Source organism: Bacillus sp. OTU530 (assembly GCF_038440375.1).
In genome coordinates, this window is the sequence record NZ_JASATP010000005.1 from 108,513 (window position 1) to 123,466 (window position 14,954).

Here is a 14,954-nt window from a genome sequence, read left to right on the forward strand (position 1 = left end):
TAAAAAAGGGGTGTTGTGTATGGCATGGCAACAAAATTTTACACCTATTGGGGATAGCTTAGTACTATCTTCCCTAGTAGCTCTAATTCCTATTTTATACTTCTTCTGGGCATTGGCCATTAAACGTATGAAGGGATATGTAGCTGGAGTTACAACATTGCTTGTTGCGTTGGCTGTTGCAATCTTTGCATATAAGATGCCGGCGGGCATCGCTATTATGTCAGCAAGCCAGGGTGCTGTTTATGGACTTTTGCCAATCGGCTGGATTATCATCACTTCTGTATTTCTTTATAAGTTAACAGTAAAAACAGGACAATTTGATATCATTCGTAACTCTGTATTATCTATTACAGAAGACCGCCGCTTACAAGCCCTTTTAGTAGCTTTTTCATTTGGTGCGTTTCTTGAAGGGGCAGCGGGCTTCGGTGCGCCGGTTGCGATTTCAGCAGCATTGCTAGTAGGGCTTGGGTTTAACCCTTTATACGCAGCAGGTCTATGCTTATTAGCTAATACAGCTCCGGTAGCCTTTGGCGCAATCGGTATTCCAATTACAGCGATGGAAGGCCCGACAGGCATTCCAGCAATGGAAATTTCAAAAATGGTTGGCCGTCAATTGCCGTTCATCTCTGTATTTATTCCATTATATCTAGTCGTTATTATGGCTGGCTTTAAGAAAGCAATGGAAGTAATGCCCGCTATTTTGGTTTCAGGTGTATCATTCGCACTCGTCCAATATTTAAGCTCCAATTTTTTAGGGGCTGAACTTCCAGATATTCTATCTGCATTAGCATCCTTATTTGCTTTAGCAATTTTCTTGAAATTCTGGAAGCCAAAGACGATTTTTCGTTTTAAAGCGGAAGCTGAAGTTGCTGCTACAACGGCCCATGTTCACACAACACATACAGCAGGTGAAGTATTTAAAGCTTGGTCTCCATTTTTAATCTTAACAGCATTTATTTCCCTATGGGGCATTCCGCAGGTGAAAGCAGCTTTAACAGGTCATTACGAAGGAACAACAAGTATTTTGAAAGCGGTTAACTCGATTGGAAGCAGTTTAACCTTCATGCCTACCGTTCCTAGTTTACATAATCTAATTTTAAACGGAACGGGCGATCCAATCGCCGCTGTTTACAAGCTAGAAGTATTGGGAGCTGCAGGTACCGCTATTCTTTTAGCAGCGTTTGTAACAAAGTTTATCGTGAAAATCTCTTGGAAGGAATGGGGGGCAGCGTTTGGGGAAACATGCAGCGAGCTAAAATTACCAATCTTAACAATCATGGCAGTAGTAGGGTTTGCCTATGTAACAAATTCCTCAGGGATGAGTACAACGCTAGGAATGCTGTTAGCGAAGACAGGCGCATTATTCCCATTCTTCTCTCCTGTATTAGGTTGGTTGGGTGTATTCATTACAGGTTCTGATACATCAGCAAACTTATTATTTGGAAATCTGCAAAAAATCACAGCGATGTCAGTGGGCATGGATCCGCTTCTTGCCCTTGCGGCGAACTCTTCAGGTGGTGTAACAGGGAAAATGATTTCACCTCAATCAATCGCTGTTGCTTGCGCGGCTGTAGGATTAGCTGGTAAAGAATCTGACTTATTCCGTTTTACAATTAAACATAGTCTGTTCCTCATACTAATTGTGTGTATTCTAACATTCTTGCAATCTAATGTATTGTCGTGGATGATTCCGTAAACCTTATTTATATAGAGGATCAAATGTTTTGCCCTGTTCATCCAAGATATATCGTTTAGTTGGGCTGGCGGTGGACACTACGTTCTAACTGAGGAGTTGTCTTGGCCGCTCTCCAGAATGATGTAAGTGTGAATATATGAAAAGGTACCGTTTCCTCAACGGTACCCTTTCATATATGTTTTATAAATAAGTACAAAGAAATTCGGTAAGAAAACGTCGACTTTATTATTTTACTTCTTCCCAATAATACTGAATAGCCTCTTTTCGAATTACTTCCGGGCAATCAACTTCATCGCCCCAATTATCATAATTATTTGTTCCATTCACATGTTGGATGTCAACACTATAATATTTAGCTTGATATTTGAAAATGATGACCAACATTTCAGAATATCCTGCATCATCATTTCCAAGTTCTTGAACAAATTCTAGACCATAACTTTCATGGTTTCTGCGTTCGGCAACAGAGTCCAGTATTACATTTTTGGGAAACTTCATCTTTCTCGCTCCTTTATTTTTATAAGCGTATTTTACTACTTAAAAGAGGAAAAATAAACAGATTTCATGTAGAATAAATTGCCAAATTAATAAAAGTTTTAGAGATGTTGTCTAGCCACATGATTTACATGATTCTGTGTATAAATTCTTTTCTCAATCGCGTTATTTTAACGATTTGCTGAATATGCAAGAATCTATATCCGATATGGAATCTAGTTGGTACAATGTGGATGTGCCAGATAAGGAAGTAGAGCTGGGAGAGATTCATAGGGAGGAAAGCTAGATGAGTAAGCCGAAGCTGGTTGTGGTTGGTAGTTTAAATATGGATATTGTAGTTGAAACGGAGCGTTATCCACTAGTGGGTGAAACGCTAATGGGCGATAAGGTGAGCTTTATTCCCGGTGGTAAGGGGGGCAATCAGGCAACTGCCGGAGCACGTTTGGGAGCGGAGACAGCAATAATCGGAGCAGTCGGCGACGATCCATTTGGCGGACAATTGCTTAACAGTCTGCAGGAGAACGGGGTGGATGTGTCAGGTGTGAAACAGGTCGCTGGTATGTCGACCGGCATTGCTTCCATTTATGTCTCTGAAGGCGATAATAGCATAGTGGTTGTACCAGGGGCGAATTACAGGGTGGAGCCAGCTGATATTGACCGTCATGAAGATAAGCTAAGACAGGCGGATGTTGTACTGCTGCAGTTGGAAATTCCCGTTGAGACGGTTCTTTACGTTGCCCGGAAAGCCAAGTCGCTTGGTAAAACGGTTGTGCTCAATCCAGCACCTGCGCAGCCGTTGCCAAGGGAATTGTTTGAGTACATTGATTATTTGACACCCAACCGAACAGAGCTTTCTCGCTATACCCGTATGGACACCGATGACCAATCACTGGAAAAGGCTATGCAATGTATGCGAGAAACGGGTGCTGCCCATGTGATCACAACGTTAGGTGCAGAAGGCTCTGCGTATTTAACGGAGGAGGGGACGATGCAGCTAAAGCGAGGGTACAAGGTACCAACCGTGGATACGACGGGGGCTGGAGATTGTTATAATGCCGGACTAGCGTGTGCAATTGCAGATGGAAGAAGTTTGGATGAAGCGATTGAGTTTGCCTCGCTTGCTTCCGCCCTTGCCGTTACGAAATTTGGAGCGCAGGCGGGGATGCCAACGGAAGCGGAAGTGATAAGGTTTAAGGAAGAACAAAACGGTTAACAGATTCATCTGTATTTGTTTTGATGTTTACGAAAGAAAAAATACAGTATTTCAAGAAAGAGGGATTGACTGAATGAAAGCGCAAATAATTCGTTCCTTTGGGACACCATCCGTATTTCAGCTAGAAGAAATTGCAAAGCCGGAGATAGTACCTGGCTATGTATTAATCCAGGTCAAGGCAACGAGCGTAAATCCAATTGATCTGAAAATTCGCAGCGGCGCTGTTTCAGGAATTGCTCCAGCTTTCCCGGCTATATTGCACGGAGATGTGGCAGGAATTGTCGAAGAGGTGGGCGAGGGGGTTACTGGATTTAAACCCGGCGATGAAGTGTTTGGTTGTGCAGGAGGCTTTAAAGGAACGGGGGGCGCCCTTGCAGAATATATGCTTGCAGATGCCAGGCTGATTGCTCATAAACCAAAAAATATAACGATGGAAGAGGCTGCTGCTTTGCCGCTTGTTGCAATCACAGCCTGGGAAGCATTATTTGATCGAGGACAAATCAAGGCTGGACAAAATGTTCTCATTCACGCGGCTACTGGCGGTGTAGGACATGTAGCCATCCAGTTTGCTAAATGGGCAGGCGCCAACGTTTTTACAACAGCTTCCTCGCAGGAAAAGCTGGAAGCCGCTAAGCGTTTAGGAGCTGATGTGGGGATCAATTACCGCGAAGAATCTGTTCAGGATTACGTTCAAACATATACAAATGGAAAAGGATTTGAAGTTGTGTTTGATACGGTGGGCGGTGAAAATCTGGATCGCTCATTTGAGGCTGCCGCAATGAACGGAACGGTACTTGCTGTTGCTGCGCGTTCAACTCATGATTTGTCTCCTTTACACGCAAAAGGACTTTCTTTACATGTTACCTTTATGTTGTTAAAGATCATAAACGAAGAGCATCGTAAACATCACGGAGAGATTTTAAAAAAACTCGCTCGGATCGTAGAAGAAGGAGCTCTTCGTCCGCTTATTGACCCTAATCGATTTACATTTGACGATGTTGGCAAAGCTCATCAGTTTTTGGAGTCCCAGCAGGCGATAGGAAAAATAGTATTACAAAATGCTTGGTGATTGTATATATCTTTCGCTAGGTTAATGGAGATTTTTCGGGTGAAATTTGGGGTTGCTTCGGCGGCCCCTTTTTCTACTGTAAATATAAATTTTTAGCTAGAAGTGATTCGACGTAGTTAGAAATTTTAGGGAGAAAATAAATCAAATCAGATGACATTTTACTAGGTTAAGCGTATCGTTGAAGGAGAGGTACAGGTTGTTATGGATGGAGGGAAGCTATGGAGTTTTTTAAGAAATATAAAAAAAAGTATGGGAAAATGTTTAGCCTTGCCCTCGTCTTTTTAACATTTGAGGCGCTTTGTGATTTGATGCAGCCAACGATTATGGCGAGAATTATTGATGTAGGTGTAGCAAATCGGGATTTGGGATATGTGCTTAGGCAAGGAGGGCTCATGCTGTTAATTACGCTGTTTGGGGCATTGTCAGCTTCGACACGCAATGTGATTTCAAGCAGCGTCTCCCAAAACTTCGGAACGGAGCTGCGCTCGGATTTGTTTCGGCGTATTCAAGGCTTGTCATTTACAAATGTTAACCGCTTTGATCGAGCCTCGCTTGTTACGAGGCTGACCAATGATGTGACACAGGTGCAAGTATTTGTAAATGGACTGATGCGTATTTTTGTAAAGGCGCCATTGTTATGCATCGGCGGCCTCATTATGGCAACGCGGCTCAATCCCTCCCTAGCGATTGTCCTTGTTGTTGTTGTGCCAATAGTTGCTTTGTTAATTGCACTGAACTTAAAGCTGGGTTTTTCCTTTTTTACGAGGGTGCAGCATGCGCTTGACCGTGTAAATCGAGCCATGCGTGAATATTTGTCCGGTGTGCGCGTTGTGAAAGCGTTTCATCGTTTTGATTATGAAGTGAATAAATTTGAAGAGGTTAATGAAGAGCTGCAGGCAGCCTCTGTTTCTGCGGGACGGCTTATGGCCGGATTTAGTCCGGGCGTCATGCTGGTTGTGAATGTCGGTATTGTTGCTGTACTCTGGTTTGGCGGTATGCAGGTAAGCAGAGGCGAAACACAAGCTGGAGAAGTCCTCGCCTTTACGAACTATATGACGCAGATTGCTTTCTCGCTTATGCTGATTTCTCTTGTGTTCAATATGTTTGTACGAGCAAAGGCATCTATTTCGCGTATTAGCGAAGTATTTACACAGGATGATGCCATGAAGTGGAATGAGGGGACGCTTTCTCCTTCTGCAAGGGGAAGGATTGATTTTGAGCATGTGTTTTTTGCTTATGAAGGAACTGCAACGGTGCTGCATGATATTACGTTTACATGCATGCCTGGCGAAATGGTTGGGATTATCGGTTCGACAGGGTCGGGCAAAAGCAGTCTTGTCGGAATGATTCCCCGTTTTTATGATGCGGATGCCGGTGCTGTGAGGGTCAGCGGTGTAGATGTACGGGAATTAAACCCACAGAAGTTACGGGAGACCATTGCGATTGTGCCGCAAAAAACGATGCTATTTACCGGAACAGTGCTCGAAAACATTCGCTGGGGCAAAGAGAATGCAACGATGGAGGAGATAGAGCGTGCTGCAAAGGCGGCACAGGCGCATGACTTTATTACAGCTTCACCTGAAGGCTATGAAACATGGATTGGCCAGGGCGGTGTTAATTTTTCCGGTGGACAAAAGCAGCGCCTTTCGATTGCCCGTGCTCTCGTAAAAGAGCCGGATATTTTAATTTTAGATGACAGTACAAGCGCACTTGATGCGGCAACAGAGATGTATATGAGGGAATCTCTTAGGAAATATGCGAATGACTTAACATGCTTGATCATTACGCAGCGTATTTCCTCTGTTATGGATGCTGATAAAATCATTGTCCTAGATGAAGGCAGGATAGCTGGCATTGGCACACATGATGAGTTGCTGGCATCGTCCGTTGTATATCAGGAAATCTTCCGTTCGCAGACGGGAAAGGAGGAAGAGCAGTATGGCACAGCGAGATGAGCAAGGAAAGCTTCCACCTGTTATGATGGGTCGTCCGGGTCATCATGGAAGAAGACCAGTTGTAAAGCCGAAAAGCTTTTCCAAAGCGATAAAGCGGCTTTGGTCATATTTTGGCCGTGAGCGCAGGCTGCTGCTTGTTATTTTCCTATTTATTCTTGTTGATTCGGCGGTTATGCTGTCGGTGCCATTTTTACTCGGAAAATCGATTGATGCGATGAGCGTGGGTACGGTAAATTTCCAGCTATTGGAGATTACTGTGCTAGTGCTTTTTGCGTCCTATGCTGTAGACGGCGTCCTAACATTTCTGCAGGGCTGGCTCATGGCTGGCGTCTCGCAGCGCATTGTGAAGCAGCTGCGCAGGAGTTTATTTGAAAAGCTGCAAAGGCTCCCTATTTCCTTTTTCGACGCAAGGACGCATGGCGAGCTCATGAGCCGTTTGACGAATGATATTGATAATGTCAGCAGTACGATTTCACAATCAACGACTCAGCTCATGTCAGGTGCGATTGTAATTAGTGGTGCGTTTGTCATGATGCTTATACTAAGCCCGATTTTGACAGTTGCTAGTCTGATAACGATACCGCTCGTGCTTTTACTGACACGGACGATTGCGAAAAAAACAAGTGTATTATTTAAAAAGCAGCAAATGGAGCTTGGTAAGTTAAACGGCCATGTGGAAGAAACCATTTCTGGTCTTGAGGTGGTAAAAGCCTTTAATCATGAGGAAAAGGCTATTAAGGAATTTGAAGCTGTAAATGAACGACTACGGCAGGTTGGAACGAAGGCGCAGATTTGGTCTGGATTTTTAATGCCGATTATGAACGTCATTAATAACCTTGGCTTTGCTGTTATTGCAATTGTCGGTGGCGTGTTGGCAGTGAAAAGCATGATTACGGTCGGTGTCATCGCAAGCTTTATCAGCTATTCACGACAATTTGTTCGCCCGCTAAATGACTTGGCAAATATTTTTAATCTGCTGCAATCCGGAATGGCTGGGGCGGAGCGTGTTTTTGAGGTGCTAGATGAGCATGAGGAAACAGATGATTCTCCACAAGCCCTCTCGCTAGACCAGCCCAAGGGTCATGTTGTGTTTGAAAATGTTAGCTTCGGCTACCGATCAGATGTACAGATTGTCAAACAGCTCAGCTTTGAAGCGAAGCCGGGCAGCAGCATTGCGTTTGTCGGCCCGACCGGTGCAGGCAAAACGACAATTGTGAACTTGTTGACACGCTTTTACGATGTGACGGATGGCCGTGTTCTGATTGACGGCAGGGATATACGCGATTATACGAGAGACAGTTTACGCCAATGCTTTGGTATTGTACTGCAGGATACGTATTTATTTTCCGGGACGATTCGGGATAATATTAAATATGGAAAGCCAGCTGCAACGGATGAAGAAGTAGCATCCGCAGCAGCTTTAGCCAATGCGGATAGCTTTATTAAGAAGCTCCCGCACGGTTATGACACGGTACTTACTGAAAACGGAGGGAACCTGAGCCAAGGCCAACGTCAGCTTCTCGCGATTGCCCGTGTGATTCTTGCGAAGCCATCACTTCTTATTCTAGATGAAGCGACGAGCAGCATTGATACGCGAACGGAGCTGCAGATTCAGGACGCACTGTTGCATGTAATGAAGGGCAGAACAAGCTTCATCATTGCACATAGACTGAACACTATTCGCCATGCTGACATGATTATAGTTATTGATAAAGGTGAAATTGTGGAGATAGGCAGCCATAACGAGCTGATGAAGAAGAGGGGAACATATTATCAAATGTTCTCGAGGCAATTTCAGAATGAAAGGAAAGCAAATGTATAAAACTCATAGGTAATGTGATATTCACTATATAAAGCCCGACTCAAGCTGGTCGGGCTTTACTAATTGACTAAGCTTAGTTTGTTAACCTAGAAGCTACGAAAATCCCCACCTTCGACCAACAGAAGCCTCCTTGCACTTTAAGAAAGTATAAATTTCTAGCAGGAAGACAATTCGACGTAGTGAGAAATTTTAGGAACAAAGTATAAGGGCAACTACGCCCTGTCTTCGCCCAAGGGCAGGGCTCGCCAGTCGGCGAGTTTTCTTTATGGGAAAGAAGCGTTAGCGAGTAGGTGATGGGGAGTTCAATTAATAGGATATTTGTGATTTAGGCAGAAGGAGAATCAATTGAGCAATTTGCAATTTCCTCGCTCGTTAACGCAATATGTTTTTCTCCCCAACAGCACATGGCATCCAGGATCGGACGAAGGCTCCAACCATATTCAGTTAAGGAGTATATGACCTTCGGCGGTACCTGGTCATATACCGTTCGGTTCACAACACCGTCGGCCTCCAGCTCCCGCAACTGCTGAGTTAGCATTTTTTGCGTGATAACAGGCATAAGCTTTTTGAGTTCACTTGTTCTTTTTTCGCCTTTAATCAAATGACACATAATGACGACCTTCCACTTTCCGCCGATGACATCCAGCGTAGCCTCTACGGGAATGTTATAAGCCATTTCCGTTCCTGGTTCACAAAACTTACCAAAAGCTACAATTAAGCATTGAACTTACAAGTTTTGCATTTCCTTTTGGAAACGTGTGCCTCACAGGATTCTCACACTAGAGGACGGCTCTCGCTCAGTCAATAAGGGATATTCATGTTCCCTATTACAGGTGTTACCTGTCTCTATCAAGATGACCGTAACCTTCTTCACGATGTTCCAGTTAAACGGTAATCTTATTATAAATCCTGTTCCCGTAGTATAACAATACTTATTTGTATAATTTATCCATTTTCAGTAATGTTTCGTAACCAGGATTCACCTCCTTTTAATGAATATATTCAAAATAATATGTGGTAATTTTCAGTTGATTTTAGTATCTTTTCCGTAACTATTGTTACCTCTTTTCCTACGTCCGCTTCTTGTACGTTTCAAGTTGTATCACGAACCCAATCATAACATACACGAGCAGATCGCAAAAGCTTGAAAATGATGATAGGAACTTTAAAGTGCCTACGGTACTTTAAAGTACGTACTTCTCATGGGGGCTTATATATTTCATAATAACGTCCATAGGAACAGCTAAGAAAAGATTTGCAAGGCGCGCCAGTCATGCTGTCCATACATTATAAAGTCTAAGAGTATAAGGAGGATGTTTCTATGAGTTCTATTGCTACAAATATTCAAGAAAGAAAAGGGGGAACGCCGGCGTTAATGGCGCTTGCCATTAGCGCATTTGGAATTGGTACAACTGAATTCGTTCCTGTGGGCTTACTTTCTTCATTAGCTAACGATTTAAATATTTCAATCACTTTAGCAGGCTTATTAATTTCCGGTTATGCAATGGGTGTTGCTGTTGGAGCGCCAATTCTTACCGCTGCGACCAATAAAATGAGCAGGAAATCATTATTAATGATGCTAATGCTTATCTTTATTGTTGGTAATTCAGTTGCTGCATTATCGGCGAATTTTGCGTTATTGTTAGTGGCAAGATTTATCACTGCATTCTCTCATGGGGTATTTTTCTCGATTGGATCAACAATTGCAGCAGATGTAGTTCCTGAAAACAAGCGAGCCAGCGCGATCGCATTTATGTTTACGGGATTAACAGTCGCAACAGTAACGGGTGTTCCGCTAGGTACATTTGTTGGTCAAACATTTGGATGGAGAGCAACGTTTTGGGGTGTTGCGTTTCTAGGCATCATTGCTATTATCGCAAGTGCTATACTAATTCCTGCAACTCTTAAGCAGGCACCGCCATCTAAATTTAGCGATAACTTTAAAATCTTAACAAACGGTCCATTGCTTCTGGCATTTGCTATTACAGCATTAGGGTATGGGGGCACGTTTGTAGCATTCACTTATCTTGCACCAATGTTAGAGACTATTACCGGTTTTGAACCAAGTGCAGTAAGTATCATCCTGCTCGTATATGGCATTGCCGTCGCATTAGGGAATACGATGGGGGGGAAGTTGGCTAATAAAGCGCCTTTAAAAGCTTTATTATGGATGTTTTTTATTCAAGCCGTGGTACTTGTTGTTTTAACATTTACGGCACCATTTAAAGTGCTAGGAATTGTTACAATCTTCTTTTTAGGTTTACTGTCATTTATGAACGTGCCGGGATTACAAATTTATGTCGTTCAATTAGCTGAAAAATATGTGCCTTCAGCAGTGAATGTTGCATCAGCCTTGAATATTGCTGCATTTAATGTGGGAATTGCAATTGGAGCCTTTATTGGGGGACTAATCGTCGATTCAATTGGAATTATTCATACCCCTTGGATTGGCGGTGTAATGGTAATGGGAGCTGTTCTTCTTACGCTTTGGAGCTTTATTTTGGAAAAGAGAGGAAGAATATAAATAAGCTAAGAAAAGAACAAAACCACAAGCTTTTCTGATATTCATTGTATTGCAGTCCACTAAGTATCGTTGAGCTGCCTCAGTTTATCAAAAAACGCACTTCCTTTTGGTTATGGAGTGCGTTTTTTTATTTTAAGAAAGCATAAATTTCTAGCTGGATGCCAATGCGACGTAGCGAGACCTTTTAGGAATACAGTATCAGGGCAGCTACGCCTTTGTCTTCGCCTAAGGGCGGGGGCTTGCCAATTGGCGGATTTTATGTGTTAGAAATTTGCAATGTATGCATAACTTTGACCTATTGAAGAACTTTAATATTATCAGAGACAACCTGTTATATGCTCCTAAGCTCTCTTTCGGCAAAAAGTTATAAAAAGATTGGAGACCAATATGAAGAAGAATCTTTTTCACAGGGGAGAGTTTGATAAAGGTAAATTGTATAAATATTTCTCTCTTAATGTTCTAGTAATTCTGCTTTTGATAGTTAGTTCAATCTTTAACATGAAAGGACGCGTAGTGATTTACGTTTTGTTGGTCATTCTGATATTGCTTTTAATCCTTTGTATATACCTGTTCATTGAATTTGTTATTTTAATTCCGAACACTACAGCACGCTTAACGAATGTCTGCATTGGATCGGGCTTGCTGTTGAGCTTGATTTTAACCACCTATGCCAATTTATATCTCCAAATTTATCAACTAAGGGGGGACAAAGCTTTTGCATTTACAGGAAAACATCTTTCTGGAGACGACTTCCTTTATTACAGCATTACGACTTTTACTACGACAGGCTTTGGAGATATTACTTCGATCGGTTTAATTTCTAATGCTCTAGCAGCATCAGAAATGTTAATGGGTATGATAAGTAATACAATATTGATGGCTATTTTGACGTCAAAGCTCCTTAAAGATCTAAAGAATTAATGCAATGCACGCTGACTTCTCATAGTTCATCCAAGGAAACGCTCTTATGCAAACAGTTGTATGAACGGAAGAGGGATATTTTAGGACTCAATGGATTCTTTTTGTTTTTATACAGTATCAACACCAATGTTTTAATGGGCTTTGTATAAAGGCAAAAGAAGCAGCCCAGTGAGCGGCTTCTTTATAACACTGTAAGAAGGTATAACTTTTCGGGACGATGTCTAACTTCCAAGACCCGCCTTTTATGGAGAGGGCTGTTTTTCTACTTAATACTTGTATCGGAAAACCAACTAAAAAACGTCTCATTTTACGAAACCATATGTCCAGTGATGCTGTCCCTCCGATTGCTTTTTGTAGAAAAGCAGACTTTACGAAGCTGCAAAAATGAGCGATGGCCAAATGGAATGGGAGAAGGACATTGTTTTGTTATACAATTTGTTTGATTTTAGAAACCATGCATAGTAGGATTCGAATAAAAAATTGTCATGCTGTATTCACAGATTTCATTGCTTAGATTTTGATAAACCTGGCTGACATCTGTGGAGAATGAAGTAGCATCCCCTTTCTGTAACGTATGTGTTTCACTGCCAATTTCAATAGTCAAGCATCCGGAATAAACTGTTAAAGATTTTATCGCCCCTATTTCAGCGGGTTCAGAGATGTGTCTGCATCCCGGCAATAACCGTATGCGGTAGATTTCAACCGGCAGACCGGGAACAGCAAATGTATTATAGGCTTCAAAAAGCCCATTATGTTCCTGAAGTGTTGCTTGCTCCTCTACGCGAAGAAGTTTGATAGAGGGATTTCTGACAAAAAATGAAGCGAATGGGATTTGTAATCCTGCTGCGATTTTCCATAGAACCGCTACAGTCGGATTAGAAGTACCTCGTTCAATTTGTCCTAGCATTGGTTTACTCACACTAGTGAGTTCGGAAAGAGCATCTAAGGATAATTGACGTTGCTGCCTGTAGTACCGTAAACGTTGACCAATTTCAACTGATAAAATATTTTTCTCCATCATAACTCTCCTTGTTTCCGATAAATCTTATGGTGAAAAAGTTTGATAATTAAGAATTTGTATGCTATACAATATATTAAGAATATTATAACATACAAACAGGAGGGGTAGATGGGTTTATATTTTCCCTTGTTCTGCTTGTTTTTTATTGAAATCCTCGTTACGATGTATAGATTAATATTCCATGCTTTTATTTTTAAGTGGAAGTAGCTGCTTCATGCTTTATATTACAAACTTAAGAGAGAAGGATGTTCAGATGAATTATTCATTTGCGGAACGAACAAAAAATTTTAAATCGTCAGCTGTAAGAGATATATTAAGCGTAATCCAACAGGGAAATGTTATTTCGTTTGCAGGAGGACTTCCTTCAGAGGAACATTTTCCTTTAGAGGCAGTGCAATCAGCATATGACAAGGTATTTGCGTCTGGAAAGTCATCATTACAATACGGTTTAACAGAAGGATATAAGCCGCTGCGAGAAGCAATCCAAACCAAAATGGAACAGAAAGGCATCCGTTCGACTCCAGACCGTATTCTTTTGACGACCGGATCGCAACAAACAATTGATCTATTTTCAAGGGTTATGCTTTCGTCAGGAGATGTGGTATTAACTGAAGATCCTACTTATTTGTCAGCTTTACAGGTATTTCGCTCATATGGAGCGTCTGTTGTAGCTGTAAGCGGGGATGAGTATGGAATGGATCCTGAAGAATTAGAAGAAAAGCTGAAAACATTACAGCCGAAGTTTGTTTATATTATTCCGACATTCTCTAACCCGAACGGAAAGGTTTGGAGCGTGGAACGCCGTCAAATCCTGCTAAATCTTTGCTATAAGTACAATGTACTTGTTTTGGAAGATGATCCATATGGGGATATTCAGTTTCATGAAGGAGAAGAATATCCGCCAGTAGCGTCTTTTGACCAATCTCACAGCCATGTACTGTATACAAGCACATTTTCTAAGTCTGTTGTTCCAGCTTTAAGAACAGGATGGGTTACGGGGCCTGCTGAGGTTCTTCAGATGATGACGCAAGCAAAGCAGATGGCGGATTTGCATTCCAGTTCTATCGATCAACAAGCACTTTATTATTTAATGCGCGATTTTGATTTGAATCAGCATATTCAAGTGTTGAGAAAAGAGTATTATAAACGAATGAGCATTATGAGAGATTATTTACATAAGCTAGAGCCTGGATTGTTCACTTGGAAAGAGCCAAAAGGCGGGATGTTTATTTGGGTAGAAGGGGCAAAGGATTTAAATACAACGCTATTATTAAATAAAGCAGTCGAAAATGGTGTTGCTTTTGTTCCTGGTGCGCCTTTCTATGTTGACAAACCAGAGCTCAATACATTCCGGTTAAACTTCAGTCATTCTACGCCTGAAAATATTGAGCTAGGAATGGATCGATTAATCTCAGTTTTATTAAACCCTGTAACGGTTTGAACATCCGTTTTTTCATAATGAATAAAAGACAGCGGGCTATTGAATAAGCTCGCTGTCTTTTTGACATTTTGTGCACCCAGCTAAGCTGTGGTCTGCTAGTTGGTGAAAATCCAGCCTAAGTAAAGCCTAAAAAGTAAGAACACATCACTTCTTGTAGTGTCTAGCTCCTCCGGTTTGCTCTTTTTCGCAAAATTATCTTCCTGTGTATAAAGAAACAAATTTAGCACTCGTTTGATTTTAGCACCTCTATCATCTAAGTCCCGGCTTCTGTAGAGAAGCGTTCTATGAGTTTCCGGTTTGGATGCCGTTGAACGATTCTTTATTGTGCAATCGGCTGCTGTGTTCTTTAGTATCCTTCTCAAACACACATCAATTTGGTTATATATCATAAAAAAATAAATGAAATTATTCAATTTAAATTAAAAAAATATTTACATTTATAGCGATTTGTATGTATATTTTTCCTTGTGTTGTAAAAAATATTCCATTTTAAAGGGTGTTAATGTTGAAGTATAATTCCTCTGTGCTGCTAGAAAAAATAGAAGAAAAACGCGTTTATATGATAGAAACTGCTTTGAAATATGGATTTACAGCAGTAGAGACTGTACGAGTCAGTCAAGAGCTAGATGCACTCATAGACGTGTACCAGATGCTATTACATACAAAGGAAAAGAAAGAGAAATACTGTTTACATCAATGAATATAAAAATAAGTGTCATTACGCAGAGTATATAGCTTACGGGCTAGCTTTATAAACTTCTCTAAGCTTTTTAACCGATCTTTAGAATTAGCAATAC

The 14,954-nt window shown here is 41.5% G+C and carries 12 protein-coding genes; 9 read left to right on the forward strand and 3 right to left on the reverse strand.

Annotation, left to right across the window (positions count from 1 at the left end):
- Positions 1-19 precede the first annotated feature (19 nt).
- Positions 20-1,696: an L-lactate permease gene (locus AAHB12_RS05230; RefSeq protein ID WP_342044552.1), complete on the forward strand. Its 1,677-nt coding sequence runs from the start codon at positions 20-22 to the stop codon at positions 1,694-1,696.
- Between the two features lie 225 nt (positions 1,697-1,921).
- On the opposite strand, the gene AAHB12_RS05235 is transcribed toward AAHB12_RS05230, so the two are convergent.
- Complete coding sequence (locus AAHB12_RS05235; protein WP_342044553.1) at positions 1,922-2,194, reverse strand: hypothetical protein; 273 nt, start codon at positions 2,192-2,194, stop codon at positions 1,922-1,924.
- A gap of 283 nt (positions 2,195-2,477) precedes the next feature.
- Between AAHB12_RS05235 and rbsK the strand changes: the two genes are divergently transcribed.
- The 4 genes from rbsK to AAHB12_RS05255 all read left to right on the forward strand — a co-directional run bounded on the left by rbsK (position 2,478) and on the right by AAHB12_RS05255 (position 8,250).
- Entirely contained in the window at positions 2,478-3,404 is a 927-nt protein-coding gene (gene rbsK / locus AAHB12_RS05240) for a ribokinase (protein WP_342044554.1), read from the forward strand.
- 73 nt (positions 3,405-3,477) lie between these two features.
- Positions 3,478-4,473, forward strand: a complete 996-nt coding sequence (locus AAHB12_RS05245) for a zinc-dependent alcohol dehydrogenase family protein (RefSeq protein ID WP_342044555.1) — start codon at positions 3,478-3,480, stop codon at positions 4,471-4,473.
- Positions 4,474-4,691: 218 nt separating this feature from the next.
- Entirely contained in the window at positions 4,692-6,428 is a 1,737-nt protein-coding gene (locus AAHB12_RS05250) for an ABC transporter ATP-binding protein (protein ID WP_342044556.1), read from the forward strand.
- Positions 6,412-8,250 carry an ABC transporter ATP-binding protein gene (locus tag AAHB12_RS05255; protein WP_342044557.1) on the forward strand — a complete coding sequence of 613 codons (1,839 nt, stop codon included), beginning with the start codon at positions 6,412-6,414 and terminating at the stop codon, positions 8,248-8,250. Before AAHB12_RS05250 ends, AAHB12_RS05255 begins: the two co-directional genes overlap by 17 nt.
- Positions 8,251-8,575: 325 nt before the next feature.
- Here the strand turns inward: AAHB12_RS05255 and AAHB12_RS05260 are convergent, their stop codons facing one another.
- Positions 8,576-8,926, reverse strand: coding sequence for a winged helix-turn-helix transcriptional regulator (locus tag AAHB12_RS05260; RefSeq protein WP_342044558.1), 351 nt, complete (start codon positions 8,924-8,926; stop codon positions 8,576-8,578).
- Between the two features lie 645 nt (positions 8,927-9,571).
- Between AAHB12_RS05260 and AAHB12_RS05265 the strand changes: the two genes are divergently transcribed.
- Both AAHB12_RS05265 and AAHB12_RS05270 read left to right on the forward strand, forming a co-directional pair.
- A complete protein-coding gene (locus AAHB12_RS05265) occupies positions 9,572-10,774 on the forward strand; it encodes an MFS transporter (RefSeq protein WP_342044559.1) in 1,203 nt (400 codons plus the stop codon).
- Between the two features lie 387 nt (positions 10,775-11,161).
- Positions 11,162-11,695: an ion channel gene (locus AAHB12_RS05270; protein ID WP_342044560.1), complete on the forward strand. Its 534-nt coding sequence runs from the start codon at positions 11,162-11,164 to the stop codon at positions 11,693-11,695.
- A gap of 445 nt (positions 11,696-12,140) precedes the next feature.
- Here AAHB12_RS05270 and AAHB12_RS05275 read toward each other — a convergent pair whose 3' ends face one another.
- Complete coding sequence (locus AAHB12_RS05275) at positions 12,141-12,716, reverse strand: helix-turn-helix domain-containing protein (RefSeq protein ID WP_342044561.1); 576 nt, start codon at positions 12,714-12,716, stop codon at positions 12,141-12,143.
- Between the two features lie 253 nt (positions 12,717-12,969).
- Here AAHB12_RS05275 and AAHB12_RS05280 point away from each other — a divergent pair, with 253 nt between their 5' ends.
- Positions 12,970-14,157 carry an aminotransferase-like domain-containing protein gene (locus tag AAHB12_RS05280; RefSeq protein ID WP_129726087.1) on the forward strand — a complete coding sequence of 396 codons (1,188 nt, stop codon included), beginning with the start codon at positions 12,970-12,972 and terminating at the stop codon, positions 14,155-14,157.
- Positions 14,158-14,659: 502 nt separating this feature from the next.
- A complete protein-coding gene (locus AAHB12_RS05285) occupies positions 14,660-14,857 on the forward strand; it encodes a Spo0E family sporulation regulatory protein-aspartic acid phosphatase (RefSeq protein WP_129726088.1) in 198 nt (65 codons plus the stop codon).
- Positions 14,858-14,954: the final 97 nt, after the last annotated feature.